We start from the raw sequence: 17,789 nt of genomic DNA, 5'->3' as shown, positions 1-17,789 counted from the left end.
ATCTACCTTTCTAAGGAGGAAATATTCATGGCAGTTAAAGTTGGTATTAACGGATTTGGAAGAATCGGGCGTGTTGTTTTCCGTGCAGCTCTTAAAAACCCTAACGTAGAGGTTGTAGCAGTAAATGACCTGACAGATGCAAACATGCTTGCACACCTTTTAAAATATGATTCCGTACACGGAACATTAAATGAAGAAGTAACAGTTGACGGCGATTACCTTGTTGTTGGCGGCCATAAAGTAAAAGTTCTTGCTGAGCGCGATCCTGCTCAATTAGGATGGGGAGATCTTGGCGTAGAAGTAGTAGTAGAATCTACTGGCCGTTTCACAAAGCGTGCTGACGCTGCGAAACACCTTGAAGCTGGCGCGAAGAAAGTAATCATCTCTGCTCCTGCAACTGACGAAGATATCACAGTGGTAATGGGTGTTAACCATGATAAATATGACCCTGCAAACCACCATGTAATCTCAAATGCATCTTGTACAACAAACTGCCTGGCTCCATTTGCAAAAGTATTAAACGACAGCTTCGGAATCAAGCGCGGTATGATGACAACTGTTCACTCATACACAAATGACCAGCAAATCCTTGACTTGCCTCACAAAGACTATCGCCGTGCCCGTGCAGCAGCAGAAAATATCATCCCAACAACTACTGGAGCTGCAAAAGCAGTATCTCTAGTATTGCCTGAACTAAAAGGCAAATTGAACGGTGGAGCTATGCGTGTTCCAACTCCAAACGTTTCTCTAGTTGACCTTGTTGCTGAACTTGACAAAGATGTAACAGCTGAAGAAGTAAACAGCGCTCTTAGAGCAGCTGCTGAAGGCGAACTAAAAGGCATCCTTGCATACAGCGAAGAGCCATTAGTATCTGGCGACTACAACGGAAATCCTGCATCTTCTACAATCGATGCACTTTCTACAATGGTTATGGAAGGCAGCATGGTTAAAGTCATCTCTTGGTATGACAACGAATCTGGTTATTCTAACCGTGTAGTGGACCTTGTTGATTACATCGCTCAAAAAGGCTTTTAATAGATAAATCTTTTCCAGAAAAAATTTCGTTTTGCGAAGCATTCTCAAGGTGGATTTTTTCTCTAAAAAAATACCTCATCTTGTTGGATATTAAAATCGCTAACGTCTATAATGGATAAGGGTAAAAGGGGAGCAGGGAAACAATCCCTCTCCCTTTTGTTTTAAAGCAAAAAGTAAAAATAATTAACTGGGATCGTGTTTAGCTCCGGAACCTGGAGGCTCAAGCTTTTTAGCCGCCGGGCAAGGCGCTTCCGTTTTTCCTGGTAAGGAGGTCCTTTTGCTGTGAACAAAAAAAGCGTAAAAGATGTGGAGTTAAAAGGGAAACGAGTTTTTTGCCGCGTTGATTTCAACGTACCTATGAAGGATGGACAGGTTACAGATGAAACTCGTATCCGCGCAGCTCTTCCAACGATTGAATATTTGACTAACCAGGGTGCTAAAGTGATCTTAGCGAGCCATTTGGGCCGTCCGAAGGGTTCAGTTGTTGAAGAATTGCGTTTAACACCAGTAGCAAAGCGTTTGTCCGAGCTTCTTGGCAAAGAAGTGAAGAAGGCAGATGAAGCATATGGAGATTCTGTAAAAGCAATGGTTGACACGTTAGGTGAAGGAGATGTTCTTCTTCTTGAAAACGTGCGCTTCTATCCTGGCGAGGAAAAGAATGATTCTGAACTTGCAAAGGCATTTGCTGAGCTTGCTGATGTGTATGTGAACGATGCTTTTGGAGCAGCACACCGTGCACATGCTTCTACGGAAGGAATTGCGCAGCATCTTCCTGCAGTATCAGGACTATTAATGGAAAAAGAACTTGATGTACTTGGAAAAGCTCTTTCAAATCCGGAACGTCCATTTACAGCCATTATCGGCGGTGCAAAGGTTAAAGATAAGATCGGTGTAATAGAAAACCTTCTTGAAAAGGTAGACAACCTGATTATTGGCGGCGGACTTGCCTATACGTTTGTAAAAGCTAACGGCCATGAAGTAGGAAAGTCACTTTTAGAAGAAGATAAAATTGACCTTGCAAAATCGTTTATGGAAAAAGCGAAAGAAAAAGGCGTGAACTTCTATATGCCTGTTGATGTCGTGGTAGCAGACGATTTTTCTGAGGAAGCAAATATTAAAACAGTAGCAATTGAAGAAATTCCTTCTGACTGGGAAGCACTTGATATTGGGCCTAAAACGCGTGATATCTACAGCGATGTAATCCAAAATTCAAAGCTTGTTATCTGGAATGGACCAATGGGTGTATTCGAATTGAAAAAATTCGCCGGCGGCACAAGAGCAGTGGCTGAGGCTTTAGCAGAAGCAAACGATACATATTCAGTCATTGGCGGCGGAGATTCTGCAGCTGCAGTTGAGAAGTTCCATCTTGCAGACCGCATGAGCCATATCTCAACAGGCGGCGGGGCTTCCCTTGAGTTTATGGAAGGAAAGGCTCTGCCAGGCGTAGTGGCTTTAAACGATAAATAATTTGGTGACAGGCACCACCCGAAATTTGTCGAATACATGACAATAATAAAAAGCATGAAAGGACGTGCAACATGCGTAAACCAATTATCGCTGGAAACTGGAAAATGCATAAAACACTTCCGGAAGCGAAAGTATTTCTTGAAGAAATCAATGGGTTAGTACCGGGGAAAGAACAGGTAGAAACAGTTGTATGTGCCCCTGCACTATTCCTGGAGCGCCTTGTGGATAGCGCAAAGGGTTCTGATGTTGAAATCGGCGCGCAAAACATGCACTTTGAAGAAAGCGGTGCTTTTACAGGCGAAATCAGCCCTGTGGCACTTGAAGACCTTGGAGTAAAATATGTAATCCTTGGTCATTCCGAGCGCCGGGAAATGTTTAATGAAACTGACGAGGCCGTTAACAAAAAAACGTTGGCTGCTTTTAAATCCAATTTAACTCCTATCGTTTGTGTCGGTGAATCGCTTGAACAGCGTGAAAGCGGTGAAACAATGGATCTTGTGGGCACACAGGTGGAAAAAGCTCTTAATGGCTTAACAGAAGATCAGGTAAAACAGACTGTTATTGCGTATGAACCAATCTGGGCAATCGGAACAGGTAAATCTTCAACATCTGCAGATGCGAATGAAGTATGTGCACATATCCGCTCTGTTGTTGCGAAGCAATTTTCACAAGCTGCTGCAGATGCAGTCCGCATTCAGTACGGCGGCAGTGTAAAGCCTGCAAATATTAAAGAATATATGAGCCAGCCTGATATTGATGGAGCTCTTGTAGGCGGCGCAAGCCTTGAGCCGCAAAGCTTCCTTCAATTATTGGAGGCAGGAAAGAATGAGTAAATCTCCAGTTGCATTAATCATCTTAGATGGTTTCGCATTTCGCGGCGAGCGGATGGGAAATGCCGTTGCCCAGGCAAAGAAGCCAAACTTCGAACGCTACTGGAATACCTACCCTAACGCAACGCTGACAGCCAGCGGTGAAGCAGTAGGTCTTCCGGAAGGGCAAATGGGAAACTCTGAAGTAGGCCACTTAAACATCGGTGCAGGCCGGATTGTATATCAGAGCTTAACAAGAGTGAATGTGGCCATTCGTGAAGGACAGTTTGAGAAAAACGAAACGTTCCGTTCTGCGATTGACCATGTTAAAAAGAATGGCACGGATCTTCATTTGATGGGACTTCTTTCAGATGGAGGCGTTCACAGCCATATTCAGCACTTATTCGCACTGCTTCGTATGGCCGCTGAAGAAGGTGTGAAGAATGTCTATGTTCATGGTTTCCTGGATGGACGTGATGTTGGCCCGCAAACAGCAGCAGGCTACATTAAAGAAGCGCAGGAAAAAATGAAGGAGTACGGAGTCGGCGAATTTGCGACGATTTCCGGACGCTATTATTCCATGGACCGCGACAAACGCTGGGAGCGTGTTGAAAAGTCTTACCGTTCCATGGTGTATGGTGATGGCCCTTCATACAGCGATCCTTTGGACTTAGTTGAAGATAACTATAAAAATGGTATCTTTGATGAGTTCGTTATTCCATCTGTCATTACTGCAGGAGATGGTAAACCGGTTGCAACGATAAAGAAAAATGATGCAGTCATTTTCTATAACTTCCGTCCGGACCGGGCAATCCAGATCTCGAACACTTTTACAAATAAAGACTTTCGTTCCTTTGATAGAGGGCCAGGACATCCTGAAGACTTGTTCTTTGTATGTTTGACTCACTTCAGTGAAACGGTTGACGGGTATGTAGCGTTCAAACCGACTAACCTTGATAACACCCTGGGTGAGGTTTTAGCCCAAAATGGAAAAACACAGCTCCGCATTGCGGAAACAGAAAAGTATCCTCATGTGACGTTCTTTATGAGCGGCGGGCGCGAAGAGAAGTTTCCTGGCGAAGAGCGGATCCTGATCGACTCACCGAAAGTAGCTACCTATGACCTTAAGCCTGAAATGAGTGCTTATGAAGTGACGGACGCGTTGCTGAAGGAAATAGAGGCTGACAATTTCGATGCGATCATCCTGAACTTTGCCAACCCAGACATGGTGGGGCATTCAGGCATGCTTGAACCAACGATCAAGGCGGTTGAAACAGTTGACGAATGCCTTGGCAAAATTGTTGATCTCATTATTTCAAAAGGCGGAAAAGCGATCATCACAGCTGATCATGGAAATGCCGATGAAGTTGTTACCCTGGAAGGAAGCCCAATGACCGCCCACACGACAAACCCAGTTCCAGTCATCGTTACAGAAGATGGTGCAGAGCTCCGCACAGACGGAATTTTAGGAGACCTTGCTCCAACTGTCCTGGACCTGCTTGGACTGGAAAAACCTGCTGAAATGACAGGAACAACTTTATTGAAAAAGTAATCGGTGACAGGCACCACCCGAATTTTGTCGAAAACGATTTTTCATAAAAAAGGAGAGAATTACTATGCCATTTATCGAACAAGTATATGCTCGTGAAGTATTAGATTCCCGCGGGAACCCGACAGTTGAAGTTGAAGTTTTAACAGAATCAGGATTTTTTGGCCGTGCCATCGTTCCTTCCGGAGCATCCACTGGTGAGCACGAAGCAGTAGAACTTCGTGACGGCGACAAGTCCCGCTACCTTGGAAAAGGTGTTCAAAAAGCAGTAGACAACGTGAACAATCTAATTGCTGACGCTGTTATCGGCTTGGATGTAACAGACCAGGTTGGCATCGACCGCACAATGATCGCATTAGATGGAACTGAAAACAAAGGCAAGCTTGGCGCAAACGCAATCCTTGGCGTATCCATGGCTTGTGCACATGCTGCTGCTGAGTCTGTAGGACTTCCATTATACCGTTACCTTGGCGGCTTCAACGCGAAGCAGCTTCCAACACCAATGATGAACATCATCAATGGAGGATCTCACGCTGACAACAATGTAGACTTCCAGGAATTCATGATTATGCCTGTAGGAGCTCCTACTTTCAAGGAAGCAATCCGCATGGGTGCTGAAGTATTCCATTCATTGAAGAAAGTTCTATCTGGCAAAGGCTTGAACACTGCTGTAGGTGACGAAGGCGGATTCGCTCCAAACCTGGGTTCAAACCGTGAAGCTTTAGAAGTAATCATCGAAGCGATCTCTAACGCTGGCTACGAAGCTGGCAAAGACATCTACCTTGCAATGGACGTTGCTTCTTCTGAGTTCTACAACAAAGAAACGGGCAAATACGACCTTGCTGGCGAAGGCCGCAATGGCTTAACTTCTGAAGACATGGTTAACTTCTACGAAGAGCTTGTAAACGAGTTCCCGATCATCTCAATTGAAGATGGTCTTGACGAAAACGACTGGGATGGCCATAAGCTATTAACTGAGCGCATCGGCGGCAAAGTGCAGCTTGTTGGTGACGACCTGTTCGTTACAAACACGAAAAAGCTTGCTCAAGGAATCGAGCAGGGCGTAGGCAACTCAATCCTGATCAAAGTAAACCAAATCGGTACATTAACAGAGACATTCGAAGCCATCGAAATGGCGAAGCGCGCTGGCTACACAGCAGTTGTATCTCACCGTTCCGGTGAAACAGAAGATGCTACAATCGCTGACATCGCTGTTGCAACAAACGCTGGCCAAATCAAAACGGGTTCAATGTCACGTACAGACCGTATTGCTAAATACAACCAGCTTCTTCGCATCGAAGACGAGCTTGGCGATTTAGCTGTATACGATGGCCTTAAATCTTTCTATAACTTGAGCAAGTAATCTTGCTTGTGCAGCCGTCCCGGGTGGGGCGGCTGTTTTTGATTAAATTGGCTAAGAGCTATCTGAACGCACATAAAATAATTTATCCGCACATAAATTCTTGCTATGCGCACATAAATATTTTTATCCGCACATAAATCAGTGCTATCCGCACATAAACTATTTTTTTGAAGTAAATGTAAAGCAGTAATGGATGATTTCATTTGAAAAATCACCCGATAGGAACTATTTAGCTGCTGCTCTTGTGCCGAGCCTTAAAATCTTATTGTTTATACAATGAAAATGTGATAAATTAAGAATAATGTGATTGTACGTTTTCAGGAGGTGGCTTCATGCATACATTATTGATTACCCTATTAGTCATTGTTTCGATTGGCCTAATTGTAGTTGTACTCCTTCAGTCTGGTAAAAGCGCAGGTCTTTCCGGTGCCATTTCAGGGGGAGCTGAGCAGCTTTTTGGAAAGCAAAAAGCACGCGGAATTGATCTGATTCTTCACCGCATTACGATCGTTCTTTCTGTTTTATTCTTTATCCTTACTGTTTTAGTTTCTTATTTCGCGATATAAATGAATGCAGCGCCTGGCCTTCAGAAGGTCAGGCTTTTATTTTTGCTCTGTACATTTGCATATGTTTTCCAACGTCCACATTTTTTACATAAGAAAGCTTTTTATTGGCATGTTGCCCCGCTGTTTGCTAAAAATAAGGAATGCAGATTCAATCAAACGTTTGATTAATAAAATTATAGGAATTATAAAGGTAAAAGGAGTTTTATCAATGAGAGTTGTTGCACCAAAACCATTTACATTTGGAAATGGAAAAAGAGCAGTTCTGCTGCTGCATGGTTTCACCGGAAATACAGCAGATGTAAGAATGATGGCGAGGTTTCTTGAAACAAAGGGCTACACCTGCCATGCCCCGCAGTATAAGGGACATGGTGTTCCGCCCGAGGAACTTGTTCATACAGGTCCGGAAGACTGGTGGAAAGATGTGATGGAAGGGTACGAATTTCTGAAAAACAAGGGACATAAAGAAATTGCAGTGGCCGGACTTTCCCTTGGCGGCGTATTTTCCCTTAAATTGGGTTACACTGTACCTGTAAAGGGTATTGTTCCGATGTGCGCACCTATGTACATAAAAAGCGAAGAAGTCATGTATGAAGGAATTCTGAGTTATGCTAGAGAATATAAGAGACTTGAAGGAAAGCCGGAAGAACAGATTGAACAGGAAATGGAAGAGTTCCAAAAAACACCGATGAATACATTAAAGGCACTTCAGGAGCTAATCGCGGATGTACGCAATCATGTGGATATGATTTACTCCCCAACATTTGTTGTACAGGCACGACATGACCATATGATCAACACGGACAGTGCTAATATCATTTTTAATGAAGTGGAGAATGACTTAAAGCAGCTGAAGTGGTACGAAGAATCCGGGCACGTGATTACTCTCGATAAAGAGCGTGACCAGCTTCATGAAGATGTGTATGCGTTTTTAGAAAAGCTTGATTGGGAAGAATAAAAATAGAATAAAAATCTCCCCAAGGAGGGATGAAGATATGGAAAATAATATACAACAGCTGATTGACAAGCTGCTTCATTATATGAAGGATGAAGCGTACAAGCCATTGACAGTTCAGGAGCTTGAAGCCGCGTTTGGAATAGAGGATTCCACTGGCTTCAAAGATTTCGTCAAGGCACTTGTTGTCATGGAGGAAAAAGGGCTTGTCGTCAGAACGAGAAGTAATCGCTACGGCTTGCCGGAAAAAATGAATTTGATCCGCGGCAAGCTTTCCGGACACGCAAAGGGATTTGCCTTTGTCATTCCGGAAGAGCAGGGAATGGATGATATTTTTATCCCGCCCAATGAAACAAATAATGCCTTAAATGGCGATATCGTGCTTGCGCGTGTGACGACAGAGAGTTCGGGACAGAGGCGGGAAGGTACGATTGTCCGCATTTTAGAACGCGGTGTAACACAAATTGTCGGAACCTATACGGAAAGCAAGCATTTTGGATTTGTTATCCCGGATGATAAAAAGTTTGCCAGTGATATTTTTATCCCCAAGTCAGCATCAAAAGGTGCTGTTGAAGGGCACAAGGTCGTTGTAAAACTGACCACTTATCCTGAGGGGAGAAAGAGTGCAGAAGGAGAAGTTATCGACATTCTCGGGCATAAAAATGACCCTGGTGTGGATATTCTATCTGTTATTCACAAGCATGGCCTTCCGCTTGAATTTCCGGATGAGGTGCTTAAGCAGGCCGAGGAAACGCCGGATACGATTGATCCAAGTGAGCTTGAAAACCGCCGTGACTTGAGAAACGAAGTTATTGTCACAATAGACGGTGCAGATGCAAAGGATCTTGATGATGCAGTAATGGTTAAAAAACTGGATAACGGCAATTACAAGCTGGGCGTTCATATTGCCGATGTCACATACTATGTCCGTGAGGATTCCCCGATTGACAGGGAAGCGGAAGAACGGGCAACCTCCGTGTATTTAGTGGACCGGGTAATCCCGATGATACCGCATCGCTTATCAAACGGCATTTGCTCATTAAATCCGAAAGTGGACCGGCTTACCCTTTCTTGTGAGATGGAAATCACATCGGATGGGGAAGTGGTGAATCACGAGATATTCCAGAGTGTGATTAAAACAACGGAACGGATGACTTATTCAGATGTGAATAAGATTTTAGAAGAGCAGGATGAAGAACTTATCAACAGGTACCAATCGCTTGTTCCGATGTTCGAGCTGATGAAGGAGCTTTCTCTGATCTTGCGCAAGAAGAGAATGCATCGCGGAGCCATCGACTTTGATTTTAAAGAAGCAAAAGTCATTGTGGATGAAGAGGGCAATCCGACAGAAGTGGCATTGCGTGAACGCTCGATTGCCGAGCGCCTGATTGAAGAGTTCATGCTCGCAGCCAATGAAACCGTTGCTGAGCACTTCCATTGGATGGATGTCCCTTTCATTTACCGTATCCATGAAGATCCGAAAGAAGATAAGCTGAGAAGATTTTTCGAGTTTATTACAAACTTCGGTTATATCGTAAAAGGAACAGCTAATGCCGTTCACCCGCGTGCCCTTCAGGAAATCATTGAAGAGGTTCAGGGAAAGCCGGAAGAAATGGTTGTATCCACAGTGATGCTCCGCTCTATGCAGCAGGCGAAGTACTTTGAAGAGAGCCTGGGTCACTTCGGGTTATCAACAGAGTTTTACACACACTTCACATCACCGATTCGCCGTTACCCGGATTTAATTGTCCACAGACTTATCCGCACCTATTTAATTGAAGGCAAGCTGGATCAGGCGACAAGAGAAAAATGGAATGCTCAGCTCTCGGATATTGCAGAGCACTCTTCCAATATGGAACGCCGTGCAGTTGAAGCGGAACGCGAAACAGATGAGCTGAAGAAAGCGGAATATATGGCTGATAAAATTGGCGAGGAATATGATGGCATCATCAGTTCTGTTACGAACTTTGGCATGTTTGTAGAGCTTCCAAACACGATTGAAGGTCTTATCCACGTCAGCTATATGACAGACGATTATTACCGCTATGACGAGCGCCAGATGGCGATGATCGGGGAGCGTACGGGTAATGTCTTCCGAATTGGCGACGAGATTACAGTCCGTGTCGTTAACGTAAACAAAGACGAACGCTCGATTGATTTTGAAATCGTTGGCATGAAGGGAACCCGCAGACGGGAGACTCGTGAAGCGCCAAAGGTGTTCAAGACAGGCAGCACCGAGAAAAAGCCGCGCAGAGGCAAGGCCGATCAGGGAAAAGGAAACAGTTCAGGCGGCCCGAGAAAGAAAAAAGAGAAAAAACATTACGAAAATGCGCCAAAAGCAAAGCGGAAGAAAAAGAAGCGGTAATAAAACTGGGAGGGCCAAAAGGCTCTCTCTTTCCCTTCACAGCAGGGCTCCTCGTTGAGAGGGGCACGCAATTTTGCTATAATAGAGGGACCGCTATAGAACGGATGCTGCATTTCCTGATTTCAGGAAAGAGGAGCAAAGGGGGATTTAACATGCCAAAAGGAACTGGCAAAATGGTTGCGCAAAATAAAAAGGCATATCATGACTATGCTATAGAAGAAACATACGAAGCGGGCATTGTTCTGCAGGGGACGGAAATTAAATCGATCCGTGCGGGCAAGGTAAATCTGAAGGACTCATATGCCAGAATTCAAAACAATGAAATCTATCTTTTCGGCATGCATGTCAGTCCTTATGAGCAGGGAAACCGATACAATCACGACCCGCTAAGGACTAGAAAGCTTCTATTGCATAGAAAAGAAATCAGCAAGCTGATTGGTGAATCAAAGGAAGTCGGCTACTCGATTGTTCCATTAAAAATGTACCTTAAGAATGGCTATGCAAAAGTTTTAATTGGACTGGCACGTGGTAAAAAGAAATATGACAAGCGTGAAGATCTGAAGAAGAAAGAAGCCAAGCGTGAAGTAGAGCGTGCTTTCCGCGAAAGGCAGAAAATGTAAATCCAGAACCTTACAATTGAAAAATTAGCTCAGTGTGCTATAATAGTAATTGTCACAGCGAGTGACACAATCTTTAGCTCATCTATTTCGAGCTGATCCGAACGTCAGCGTGCTGAATAAGATTCGACGCAGACCTATTATATTGGGGACGCTACGGATTCGACAGGGATAGTTCGAGCTTAGGTTGCGAGTCGAGGGGATCGGCCTCGTTAAAACGTCAAAGCCAATAACTGGCAAAACTCAAAACAACTTCGCTTTAGCTGCCTAATAGGCCTTTAGCGGTTCGCCCCTCCATCGCCCATGTGGTAGGGTAGCGGACTCACTCTTAGTGGGCTACGCCGGATTCCACCGCCTGAGGATGAAGGAAGAGAACAACCAGGCTAGCTGGCCGGACGCCCGTCGATAGGCATAAGGATCAGCGAATCGCGAATATATCGACTACACTCGTAGAAGCTTAAGTGCCGATATTTCTGGACGAGGGTTCGACTCCCTCCGTCTCCACCAAATACATATTTGGTGGTTTTTTATTGTCTTTTTTTAAAGCTTCTTCCTCAAAAAAGTTTTCTAAATATACTTCCGGTAACTTTCCATTTCACATCCCTCAGTGTAAAATAAGAATATATGTTCCCTTTTAATAATATGAATTTTCCATATATTATTAAAAATTCAGATAATTGATTGACTTTCCCAAAGATGATAGTGGATAATACTTATGAGTAATATAATGCAGACGGAGCTGTTATTTATGGGACAAAGAGGACGGAAAAAAGGGGCCTGCGGGGAGCAGAGCCGCGCATTGCTTCTTGAAATTGCCGCGGAGGAATTTGCGCAAAAGGGATATTTTCATACAAAAATAAGCGAGATTGTGAAAAGGGCAGGTCTGACACAGCCTTCTTTTTACCTGTACTTTGAAAGCAAAGACGCTATATTTCAAGAACTTGTCGATCTGTTTCGTGAAAGGCTTTCCGAACTTACGTCCAATAGCCGTGTTGAATCTGGCATTGATTTACCTGCATTGCCAGAACGAATAACCTCAGGCCTCTCTGCTATTTTTAAATTTCTTATGGACAATCAAAATTTGACCCGCATCGGTTTTTTCATGGCCCCGGATGCCGAGGAATTTAAAGAGATACTAGCTGGTCAAATTGAAGCCAACCTCTTATCAGAACAGCAAGCAGGATACTTCAGGGAAGATATTGATATGGGAACTGTCGCTGAATGTCTGACGGGAATTATTGAACGCGTGACATTGACAAAATTATTCAATGGGTTAAAAACTCCAGAAGGTTTAGCAAAAGAAATTGTCCAATTATTCCTATATGGAATGATTTATAAAAGCAGCACTCAATGAAGACTTCTGAGGGAACAGAATCTTTACGGGAGAGTGGAAAGGGAATGGAAAACTGTGAGGGGAAAATGGATAAAGAATGGGTAGAGCTATTAATGACAGCAAAACAGCTGGGGTTAACAATTGAGGAAATCCAGGACTTTATCAGACAGTCCAAAGCTGGACTTAAGATAGGCCAGTTCACGGAAAATCATAAATAGTAATATTCTTTTCGTATGCCTGCATTAAATGGGAAGGATAGAATATAAATATGCGGAGACTTTGGGCAAAGGGTGCATTTACGGGACTGCTATCTGGAACATTCCTGGGGCTATTCCTGAAAATGATTGAGATAACCTCTGGAGTAAAAGTGTATACATTGCTTTTAAATGTGGATTACTTCCCTATTTTGAAAAACTATCATTTACCCGAATTAATCGAATTTGTATTTCATCTGATCATTTCTGCCGTTTTAGCAGTCAGCTTATTATTATTAATAAGAAAATACCGCTGGAACAGGTTCCAGATCATCGTCCGCACTTTATTAATAACCTTTTTCATAGGAGTTCTGCTTTATCCAACGACTGCATTATCTGATCGAACCCCTGAACTTACATCTATTTCTGCCATAGTTTTTTGGCTTTTTGGCCATCTGTTATATGGGCTGCTTCTTTCAGTGTTTTTTATAAAAAAGGGAATACATATTGATCCATGAATAAAGGCTTTTAATCCTTGTTCAAATGTTTTATAGTGTTAGTAAAGATACGTCTTTTTAGGTGATGGAGTTCATCTTTAACCGCCTTATGGCTAATGACTCCTGTCAGTAGTAACTGACAGGAGTCTTTTTATTTTGGACAAACTAAGAGAAATGGAGGGGATGGAGATGGTTTACTTATGGGTTGGGGCTGCAGGATTTTTGGGTGCCTCTTTAAGGTACAGCACAGGTGTTTTTCTCTTTCATGAAAATGCCGTTTTTCCATTTGCTACTTTGACGGTTAATCTGCTGGGAAGTTTTCTTCTCGCTTGGCTGATGACGGGGATGCTTGTGCGTTTTTCCTTGCCAGCCTATTTAAAAACAGCTCTGGGAACAGGTTTTGTTGGCTCCTTTACCACTTTTTCTACATTAAGCGTTGAAACGGTAACACTCTTTCTCGATGGAAAGACAGCTCTGGCAGTTTTGTATATTGCAGCCAGCATATTTGGCGGATTATGGATGAGCCGATTGGGATTCCAGGTCAGGAAAGGAGAAGAAACTGGATGAGTACGTTTCATGTTCTTCTGGTGGGGATAGGCGGTTTCTTTGGAGCAATATCTAGACTGTGGGTCAGTCAGGTTATAAATACAAGGATTGTTTCGAGGTTCCCTGCAGCCACGCTTGTTATTAACTTAATTGGTTCCCTTCTTCTTGGAATCCTGGTGGGCTCAGGAATAGAAGGCAGTCTTTTTCTGCTGCTTGGCACAGGATTCATGGGGGCATTCACCACTTTTTCAACATTCAAGCTGGAAGCTATACAGCTCCACATAGATAAAAGGAAAAAAGAGCTCATTCTTTATAATGTATTGAGCTATGGCGGAGGAATCCTTCTGGCTCTTCTGGGGATTGAACTGGGAATGCTCCTCGGATGAAGAGAAGGTTTTTCCAATCTGTTTTTTAGGGAATATCGTATGATAACCTGTCTTATAGAATTATGTTATGATAACAAATAGCATCAAGGAGGTTATTCATATGTTCTGGGAAACTTACATGAAAGAAGATATATTGGTGGACCTGGGAATATCAATTGGGATTTTCCTGCTGTTTCTCATTTTCAGGAAGCTTTTCACCAAATATGTATTTACACTATTATTAAGGCTCAGCAGAAAAGCGCCAAATGACTTTTTCTCCCATATTTTTGTTTCATTTCAAAAGCCGATTCAGTGGTTATTTATCATTATAGGAATCTATGTTTCTGTCGGTTATTTTCCTTACTTAAACCAGCATAATTCTTTATTTTTAGATATTATTAGGGCTTCAGTTATCATCATGATTACCTGGGGTTTGTACAATATGGCAGCTGCATCATCTGCCCTTTTTACCAGTCTTAAGGTTAAGTACGATCTGGAAATTGATGATATTCTCATTCCTTTCATTTCAAAGGCCTTGAGAGTTGTTATTGTGGCAATCAGTATTAGCGTGGTTGCCCAGGAGTTTGATTATGATGTGAATGGCTTTGTAGCGGGGCTTGGATTAGGCGGAGTCGCCATTGCTTTTGCTGCCAAGGATGTACTGGGCAATTTGTTTGGCGGATTTGTCATTATTACGGAAAAGCCGTTCACGATTGGCGATTGGATTATGACTCCAAGTGTCGAGGGAACGGTTGAAGATATTTCTTTTCGAAGCACCAGGGTAAGGACATTTGCACAGGCGCTGGTCACAGTTCCTAATGCTACTTTAGCAAATGAATCGATTACAAACTGGAGCAAGATGGGGAAAAGGCAAATCAGCTTCAGATTGCGCGTTACTCATGATACGACTAAAGATCAAATGGCGAATGTGGTAGGGCAGATCGAGTATCTTTTAAAAAATCATCCGGATATTCATCCGGAAACCATTCTTGTGACCTTTGACGACTACAAAGAAAATGGGCTCGATATCTTCCTTTATTTCTTTACCAAAACGACAAATTGGGGCGAATTCCTGAAAATTAAGGAAGAAATTAATTTTGAGATCATGGACATTCTTGAAAATGAGCGTGTTTATGTCGCTATGCCAAGCAGGAAATTATATTTAGACCCTGATGGGGAAAACCAGCTGAAAAAAGATTCCAGGGTAAGGCAGGAATCATGATAGGTAAAAAAGGCGGAACCATGAGTCCGCCTTTTTATTTTGAAAAGAATGTATTCCACTGTTCGGCCTTCGTTAAAGCAAGAGTGTCCTCTTTAACTTCTCCCGGCTTTACTCCACTTCCAATGATATAGTCTTCAAGCTCCATGCCTACAAACTCACAGATATATTGAAATTGCTGAACAAGGGGAAGTCCCTTTACTTTAGCACTGCTGCCGCCTGTAATTACAACGTAAGCTTTCTTCTTTGCCAGCTCTTCTTTCAGGTTAAAGCGTTCATCCCTTAGATACTGTGACCAGCGATCAAAGAAATCCTTCATCGGACCACTCATGCCATACCAGTATAAAGGGGTGGCGAATACAAATACATCATGTGACAGCATATGCTGCACTAATTGTTCATAGTCGTCATCAACCGGTGTAAAGCCCCCATCCGCATGCCTCTTATCCACAATCGGTTCGATATGCAGATCTGATAATTTTACCAGGGTGTGATCAGTACCTTCTACTATTTTTTTCGCCAAGAATTCGGAGTTGCCATTTTCTCTTGTGCTTCCCAGCAGGGCCAAAACCTTCATCAAAATCTCCCCTTCGTTCCTATCGTCTTTTTATGAATTTTACATAAAAAGATTTTGGAAAGCAAAGATAGTATCTTTACATATGTTTATATCATTTTTACACTCTATTAATTCTTTATTTACACTATGTCTCTATACTTTTACATGTAAGTTAACAACAAGGAGGTTCATACAATGACATTAAAGAAATTTACAAAAAAAGCAATTCCGGTTCTTGCCGCTTCTGCAGTTGCGTTTGGAGGACTAATGGGTACAGTTCAGCAAACAGAAGCTAAAGGACAATCAGATAAAAGAGAGATCAAAAATGTTATTTTCCTTATCGGTGATGGAATGGGCGTATCTTATACGTCTGCATACCGTTATTTAAAAGACGACCCAAGCACAAAATTTGTTGAGCGTTCCGAGCTGGATAAATATTTGGTCGGTCAGCAAATGACTTACCCGGAAGATCCGGAACAAAATGTAACAGATTCCGCATCTGCAGCAACAGCAATGTCTGCAGGCATTAAAACTTATAACAATGCGATTGCCATAGATAACGATGGCTCAGAAGTGAAAACCGTTTTGGAAGCAGCAAAAGAGAAAGGAAAAGCAACAGGACTTGTTGCAACGTCTGAAATTACGCATGCGACTCCTGCATCATTCGGCTCCCATGACGAAAGCCGCAAGAATATGAATGCCATTGCGGATGATTACTATGATGAGCTTATCAATGGCGACCATAAGGTAGATGTTCTTCTTGGCGGAGGCACAGATTTATTTGTCCGTAATGACAGAAATCTTACAGAAGAGTTTAAGAAGGATGGATTTAGCTATGTAACAGACCGCGAGCAGTTATTAGCGGATGACAATGAGCAGGTTCTTGGTTTATTTGCAGAGCGTGGCCTGCCAAAAATGATTGACCGCACAGAAGACACTCCTTCATTGGAAGAAATGACTACTTCTGCAATCCACCGTCTGAACAAGGATAAAGACGGCTTCTTCCTGATGGTAGAAGGCAGTCAGGTAGACTGGGCTGGCCATGATAATGATATTGTTGGGGCAATGAGCGAAATGGAAGACTTCGAAAAGGGATTCAAAGCAGCCATTGATTTTGCGAAAAAGGACAAGCATACCCTTGTTGTTGCAACGGCTGACCACTCAACTGGCGGCTATTCCATCGGTTCTGATGACATCTACAATTGGTTCAGCGAGCCAATTAAAGCAGCAAAGCGTACACCTGACTTTATGGCAGCGGAAATTGCAAAAGGTGCGGATGCAGAAAAAACGTTGAACCAGTATATCGACCTCGATTTAACTGGTGAAGAGATCCAATCTGTTAAAGATGCTGCTGAAACGAAGAATGTAACAGAGATTGATAACGCGATTGAGGAAATCTTCAACGAGCGCTCCCATACTGGCTGGACAACTGGCGGCCATACTGGTGAAGACGTGCCGGTATATGCATTTGGCCCTTCAAGTGACCGCTTTGCAGGACAAATCGAAAATACAGACCATGCTAAATTGATTTTTGAAATATTGAAGTCCAATGTAAAGGTTGAAGATAAATAATGTATAATCTCCCGCTGCTTTCAAGGAGCAGCGGGAACTTTTTACACTATAGAAGGGGGATCATCATGAAAAAACTGATCACAATGCTTGCTCTCTTATCGTTTGTTTTATTTGGCTGCTCGGGCGCGCCGGAACAGCCTTCTGATGTAAGTGCTGAAGCTCCGGAAGAAAGTGAAGCTGTGAAAAATTATGCACCAAACCCTCAGGTTCCGGATGATCGGCAGTTGAAAAAAGCAGGGCAGACTCACCTGGACGAAAAAGGTGAACTTACTTTGAAAAAAGTAAAAAACGTTAATGGAACTTACAGCGTCGGCCCCATTGAAATGAAAGTGACAGACGCAAAAGTAATGCATTTGAAGCCAGACTACAGCTTAGTGGATTATTTTCACACCCTGACTCATGACGAGGAATTCGACTTTGTTAAAGTCTTTGTTGAAATAAAGAACACTTCTGATCAAAAAGTGAACTTTGCCCCGGCAGCCATCCTTGAAACAAGTAAAGGTGAGCAAGTTACCTGGGAAAAGGATATTTACCTTGATGGGCTAACCGAAGAAATCGGGCCAAGCGAAACCAAAGATGGCAATGTTGGCTTTATTATAGAAAAATCGGATCTGACACATTTCGATATCACCACTAGCGATGTGTTTAGTGCTGATGGGAACAAGATTGAAGATGCAGAAAAGATTCAAATCGAATTTTAACCGACAAGGCTCCAAAGATGGGGTCTTTTTTGATGGAAATTAAAATTATCGATGATTGCCATTGTTGCAGTGCAGTCTTTGGC

General features: G+C 43.0%; 18 protein-coding genes, 1 other RNA gene and 1 riboswitch. Of the genes, 18 read left to right on the top strand and 1 reads right to left on the bottom strand.

Annotated elements, in window-relative coordinates; all coding sequences use genetic code 11:
• Positions 1–27 precede the first annotated feature (27 nt).
• The 16 genes from gap (at position 28) to ACXAD1_RS21225 (ending at position 14,880) form a co-directional block, all read left to right on the top strand.
• A complete protein-coding gene (gene gap, locus ACXAD1_RS21300) occupies positions 28–1,035 on the top strand; it encodes a type I glyceraldehyde-3-phosphate dehydrogenase (protein ID WP_474910910.1) in 1,008 nt (335 codons plus the stop codon).
• A 282-nt stretch (positions 1,036–1,317) separates the two neighbouring features.
• Complete coding sequence (locus ACXAD1_RS21295; RefSeq protein WP_206840194.1) at positions 1,318–2,502, top strand: phosphoglycerate kinase; 1,185 nt, start codon at positions 1,318–1,320, stop codon at positions 2,500–2,502.
• Positions 2,503–2,573: 71 nt separating this feature from the next.
• Positions 2,574–3,335, top strand: coding sequence for a triose-phosphate isomerase (gene tpiA / locus ACXAD1_RS21290; RefSeq protein ID WP_206840195.1), 762 nt, complete (start codon positions 2,574–2,576; stop codon positions 3,333–3,335).
• Positions 3,328–4,863 carry a 2,3-bisphosphoglycerate-independent phosphoglycerate mutase gene (gene gpmI / locus ACXAD1_RS21285; protein WP_474910909.1) on the top strand — a complete coding sequence of 512 codons (1,536 nt, stop codon included), beginning with the start codon at positions 3,328–3,330 and terminating at the stop codon, positions 4,861–4,863. Before tpiA ends, gpmI begins: the two co-directional genes overlap by 8 nt.
• A 64-nt stretch (positions 4,864–4,927) precedes the next feature.
• Positions 4,928–6,223: a phosphopyruvate hydratase gene (gene eno / locus ACXAD1_RS21280; RefSeq protein WP_206840197.1), complete on the top strand. Its 1,296-nt coding sequence runs from the start codon at positions 4,928–4,930 to the stop codon at positions 6,221–6,223.
• A 332-nt stretch (positions 6,224–6,555) separates the two neighbouring features.
• On the top strand, positions 6,556–6,789 hold the full coding sequence (gene secG / locus ACXAD1_RS21275; RefSeq protein ID WP_009331810.1) for a preprotein translocase subunit SecG: 234 nt from the start codon (positions 6,556–6,558) through the stop codon (positions 6,787–6,789).
• A 208-nt stretch (positions 6,790–6,997) separates the two neighbouring features.
• Positions 6,998–7,744: an alpha/beta hydrolase gene (locus tag ACXAD1_RS21270; protein ID WP_206840198.1), complete on the top strand. Its 747-nt coding sequence runs from the start codon at positions 6,998–7,000 to the stop codon at positions 7,742–7,744.
• Positions 7,745–7,781: 37 nt separating this feature from the next.
• Positions 7,782–10,106, top strand: coding sequence for a ribonuclease R (gene rnr / locus ACXAD1_RS21265; protein ID WP_474910908.1), 2,325 nt, complete (start codon positions 7,782–7,784; stop codon positions 10,104–10,106).
• 152 nt (positions 10,107–10,258) lie between these two features.
• Positions 10,259–10,726 carry an SsrA-binding protein SmpB gene (smpB, locus tag ACXAD1_RS21260; RefSeq protein ID WP_009331807.1) on the top strand — a complete coding sequence of 156 codons (468 nt, stop codon included), beginning with the start codon at positions 10,259–10,261 and terminating at the stop codon, positions 10,724–10,726.
• A 144-nt stretch (positions 10,727–10,870) separates the two neighbouring features.
• Positions 10,871–11,230, top strand: a transfer-messenger RNA (tmRNA) gene (gene ssrA / locus ACXAD1_RS21255).
• 208 nt (positions 11,231–11,438) lie between these two features.
• Positions 11,439–12,077, top strand: coding sequence for a TetR/AcrR family transcriptional regulator (locus ACXAD1_RS21250; protein ID WP_474910907.1), 639 nt, complete (start codon positions 11,439–11,441; stop codon positions 12,075–12,077).
• A 44-nt stretch (positions 12,078–12,121) separates the two neighbouring features.
• Positions 12,122–12,274, top strand: coding sequence for a DNA-binding anti-repressor SinI (gene sinI / locus ACXAD1_RS21245; protein WP_474910906.1), 153 nt, complete (start codon positions 12,122–12,124; stop codon positions 12,272–12,274).
• Between the two features lie 50 nt (positions 12,275–12,324).
• The gene (locus tag ACXAD1_RS21240; protein ID WP_370224835.1) at positions 12,325–12,768 is read left to right on the top strand and encodes a hypothetical protein; all 444 of its coding nucleotides are present in this window, start codon (positions 12,325–12,327) and stop codon (positions 12,766–12,768) included.
• Between the two features lie 51 nt (positions 12,769–12,819).
• A riboswitch (Fluoride riboswitch) is annotated at positions 12,820–12,880 on the top strand.
• Between the two features lie 23 nt (positions 12,881–12,903).
• Positions 12,904–13,314, top strand: coding sequence for a fluoride efflux transporter FluC (locus ACXAD1_RS21235; protein WP_474910905.1), 411 nt, complete (start codon positions 12,904–12,906; stop codon positions 13,312–13,314).
• A complete protein-coding gene (gene crcB / locus ACXAD1_RS21230; protein ID WP_206840207.1) occupies positions 13,311–13,679 on the top strand; it encodes a fluoride efflux transporter CrcB in 369 nt (122 codons plus the stop codon). The genes ACXAD1_RS21235 and crcB overlap by 4 nt, the downstream gene beginning before the upstream one ends.
• Before the next feature lie 100 nt (positions 13,680–13,779).
• Positions 13,780–14,880, top strand: a complete 1,101-nt coding sequence (locus tag ACXAD1_RS21225; RefSeq protein ID WP_474910904.1) for a mechanosensitive ion channel family protein — start codon at positions 13,780–13,782, stop codon at positions 14,878–14,880.
• A 34-nt stretch (positions 14,881–14,914) separates the two neighbouring features.
• Here the strand turns inward: ACXAD1_RS21225 and ACXAD1_RS21220 are convergent, their stop codons facing one another.
• The gene (locus tag ACXAD1_RS21220; protein WP_206840212.1) at positions 14,915–15,454 is read right to left on the bottom strand and encodes a flavodoxin family protein; all 540 of its coding nucleotides are present in this window, start codon (positions 15,452–15,454) and stop codon (positions 14,915–14,917) included.
• Positions 15,455–15,628: 174 nt separating this feature from the next.
• Between ACXAD1_RS21220 and ACXAD1_RS21215 the strand changes: the two genes are divergently transcribed.
• On the top strand, positions 15,629–17,005 hold the full coding sequence (locus ACXAD1_RS21215) for an alkaline phosphatase (protein ID WP_474910903.1): 1,377 nt from the start codon (positions 15,629–15,631) through the stop codon (positions 17,003–17,005).
• 65 nt (positions 17,006–17,070) lie between these two features.
• The gene (locus tag ACXAD1_RS21210; protein WP_474910902.1) at positions 17,071–17,706 is read left to right on the top strand and encodes a DUF4352 domain-containing protein; all 636 of its coding nucleotides are present in this window, start codon (positions 17,071–17,073) and stop codon (positions 17,704–17,706) included.
• Positions 17,707–17,789: the final 83 nt, after the last annotated feature.

It is taken from the genome of Cytobacillus sp. ABV4_503 (assembly GCF_056158445.1).
Note: the sequence above shows the minus strand (reverse complement) of the source record. Positions and strands in the feature narration are given on the sequence as shown.